The organism is Rhizobium sp. SVR5-2C (assembly GCF_056755115.1).
Map to the genome: position 1 here is coordinate 1 of NZ_JBNDHT010000256.1, position 3,786 is coordinate 3,786.

The 3,786-nt window shown below is 59.7% G+C and carries 1 protein-coding gene; it reads right to left on the minus strand.

Annotated features, from left to right (window positions below; all coding sequences use genetic code 11):
* Positions 1-3,360 (minus strand): N,N-dimethylformamidase beta subunit family domain-containing protein (locus ACPYOI_RS35190; RefSeq protein WP_481424075.1); only part of this gene is annotated, 3,360 nt, incomplete at its 3' end.
* Positions 3,361-3,786: the final 426 nt, after the last annotated feature.

The window sequence follows — 3,786 nt, forward strand, 5'->3', positions numbered from 1 at the left end:
ACCGTTGGCGGTACCGCCCTTCTCGGTCGCATCCCCCGCATCGGCAACCGCCGTCGGCGTCGTGTTGCCTGAGGTCGACGGGTTGAACATGACGTCGACCCAGTAGTTCTCCGCCTGAAAGGTGCTGTTCGGAAACTGGCTCGTGCTACCATAGCGGTAGACGCCGTTGCCGCTGGCTGGCGCCGTCAACGGACCGCTCGTGACATCTGCGGTGAAGTAGTTGGAAGTCGTGGAGTAATGGCCGACATCAGTGTGGTAGGAGGCCGTGTAGGTGGCACCCGGCGTCAGCGTAACGGGGCTGGAGAAGGTCGCGCTCTGCCAGCCGCTGGCGGTCTCGTTGGTGAACGTAAGGGTCGCCAGCCGCGTACCGGTGCTCGACCACAGCGAGCCGGTATGGGTGCCGGTATCTTGGCTGCCCTTGTAGAACCGGATACCACTGACGGTGCCGGCCGCCGACGTCTGGAATCTGACCCCGAGCTCGATGGCGGACGTATCGTTGGTGTTTACGACGGCAGGTGTCGCTGACCCGAGCAGCGAGATAAAGCTCGGCGTGGTTACGGTGACCGTTCGTCCTGCCGATGGTGATTCCAAATTGATGCTATCGTCGACGGCACGAGAGCGAATTGTATAGGTGCCAGCAAGCTGCGGCGTCCACGTGTACGTCCAGTTCTCATCACCTGTCGCCGGATGCCAGCTCGCACCATTGTCCGTCGAAACCTCTACGCCAGCGATCACACCGCCGACATCCGAGGAAGTGCCCGTAATCGTCACCGTGTTCCCAGCGGCGACATTTGCGGGCACCGTGATCGTCGAGGTTGGGGCGGTATGGTCAGTCGAAGCGGTCGCGGCGACGAGCCCGGATTGCAGCGTTCCAGGCTGGATACCCATGTCGGCAAGCAGATTGACCATTGCCTGCCGCACGCGGGGATCGGTCGGTGTCACCTGGAGGTCGTGGTTGTCGCTCAGACCCCAGGCCCAATAGACCGTTCCAGCGCCGAAGACGAGCGCTCCGCTGGGCGCCCGATAAAGCGTCAGATTGTGGGTTGAGACGCCGTTGCCTGTCGTGTTTCCGTAGTCGAGCAGGTAAGTGCTCACCGGAAGTGTCGTTGACGACAGCTTCACGAGGCCAGCCGGATCGAAGCCATTGTCCGTCGCTTCGTCCCACTCATAACCGAGATAGTTTCTGGTGAGTGTTGCCGTCTGGCCGGGCTGAAGATTGGCAACGCTCGTATCGCGCCAAAAGCGCAAGTTGGCGTCATCGTAGGGAACCGTGATCGCCTGAAGATTACCGCCGACATCGTCGACCTTAAACAACTGGCCGGTCAGTGAGTTTTCCGGGTTTCCGCCACCGACGGCGGGTGGGCTGAGGCGCGGATCGCGGAAGGTGCCTGTCCATTCGTTGGAGGGGTCAATGCTGCTGCCGGGCGACCATGTCTCCTTGTAGGAGATAAGGGTGCGATAGGGCGTGACGTCGCTACTGTAGCTGTTGCCCCAACGAGTGCGCCAGTAAACCTCGTTACCGCTCCAGAACTGCAGGTTAACGCCCGCGTCGCGTGCAGCTTCGACATTGGCCCGCTGCTGTCCGGACCAATATTCGTCGTGCCCAGCATCAAGATACATCTTATGATTGAGCAATAAACTGCCATAACGGTCGACGTCGACGCCCGACATGTACGAAACATCATAGCCGTTCTGTTCCAGCCAGTAGATGCCTGCGTACTCGGCACCGAACAGATAGTCTTGGGGACCGGCAAAGGTGCCGACCCCGCCGCGGGTCGCAATCGGTCTATTGTAGCTGACTGCATAGGCGCGACCAGAACCCTGCCCCGTCGCCGGGCCATTGCCGCCATAAAAGTTTGCACCACCCCAGCCGTTATACGCCTGCCAGGTCTCGTCTGCGGTCTGGAAGACGACGTCGCTATGGCTGTCGTCGTCGCGCACGATGAACGGGATATGGTTCTCGCCGAACGTGCCATCCTGACGCACGAGCTTGGCAATATAGACGCCTGAGACGGCGTCCTCTGGTACGGTCCACGACGCCGAGACTGCCCAGTTGCCGGCATCCACCGTTCCGGTCGAGGCATTGCGCAACGGATTGGGCTGTGTCTGCAATCCGGTGTGCTGCAGGGTGGTAACCTTGCGCGCGCCCATGCCGCCATAATAGCCGAGCCGGTAAATATCGATTCGATAGTTGGTGGAATTCGTATTGATCTTGAAGCTAATCGCCTTGCCGTTGTCGACGCTAATGTCGGTCGCGAACCCCTCGATGTTGGAGCTACCGGCACCGTCGATACCCCATTCGCTTTCAGGATTGCCCTGCTTCTGGTTTTCCGCCACGATCGGGTTGATGGCCGCGGCCGCCAGATTCTGCGTCACCTTCCCCTGCGTGCCCAACGGTCCGGTAACCGAACCGGAAAGGATGCCGATACCTTTGGAGGTAGCGGTTCCCGTTCCAGTCTCGCCGCCGCCTGGCAATGACCCATTCCGGGCCGCTGATTCTGTCCACCTTGCGGTTCCGTTCCAGCCGGAGAAAGTGGACACGTCACGATCCAGAAGCGGGTCGCTGATCGAGGCGCCGGTTGTCCCCTTGACTGTCGGCACATAGTCCGGTCCCTCGGTCAGCCTGGTCCCCGGCAATTGACCGTCCCGTTGAAGCATGCCGTTGCCCTGGGCCCAATCAAGAATTCGCGTGGGAGAGGTAAAGTAGCCGCACCCGCAGACTCCAAAGGGCATGCCAAACGCCAAAAATGAATGAGATCCAGCAACGTGCGCAGTCGCCTGCGCTGACGGAGTCGACTCGAGGATTACGACGTTACCCGAAGCAGCAGGCTCGCCCGTCACAGTGGCCGAACCTCGCCCTGACGCTGTCGGAGCGGGGCTTTGCGGTAGAAACGGAGACAAAGGATCGTCGCCTATAGGACCAATTCCAGCGTGGGCACCATGAAATGACGATGCAGTCCCGTATGGAGACCCATTCGCGTCCCGTCTGAAAGGTGCATAACCCGGCACACCGGCGAGAGCCGCGGCAGAATCATCGCTTTGAATTCCCCTCGTTGCGAACGGGTCGGTCAACGACGGCAGTGCGTGGTCGATATTGACCTGACCGTCCGCGTCGGAAGCTACTTCGTCTCCTTGGCCACTGTCGTGATCATGGAGCGTAGAATCGTTGACGAGACTGTCAACCGAGGCGCCATGCCTGTTCCCATCCGCAGTTTGCACGAATGAAGCAAGTTGAGAAGCATTCTCGCTCCCGTAGGTAGTCTTGCGCGTCCTCACCTTTCCGCTGGCGGCCACCCACCGTGGAGCCAACAAATCCACTCGTGTTGACCGGGAACCCCACCGGCGAGCATTGCGATACATGGCATGCCCCTCTCGCAAAATTGCCACGATCAATATGAGGATCGTTCAATGCTTGGATCCCGGAATTATAGTCGAAAAAGAAGAGAACATATTCTACGCATTTCGATCTAACGGCGATCATCCTTTTAGCGAATGAGCTTTTCCGTAGAGCACGACTTCCCTTTCGCGGGACACCAAGTGGCACAATCGAAGGATCCGCTTGTAGGTTTGGTTGCGGGGGCAGGATCTGCTGTCTTCTGCCCGTTTTGTCGGCTTTGCCTTGTTGCGGCCCTTGACGCGCCGTTGACCGCGCCCTGGAACGCAAAAACCCACCTAACCGGCGGGCTTTTTGCGGATATGATCGTTGTGGTTGGTTGCGGGGGCAGGATTTGAACCTGCGGCCTTCAGGTTATGAGCCTGACGAGCTACCGGGCTGCTCCACCCCGC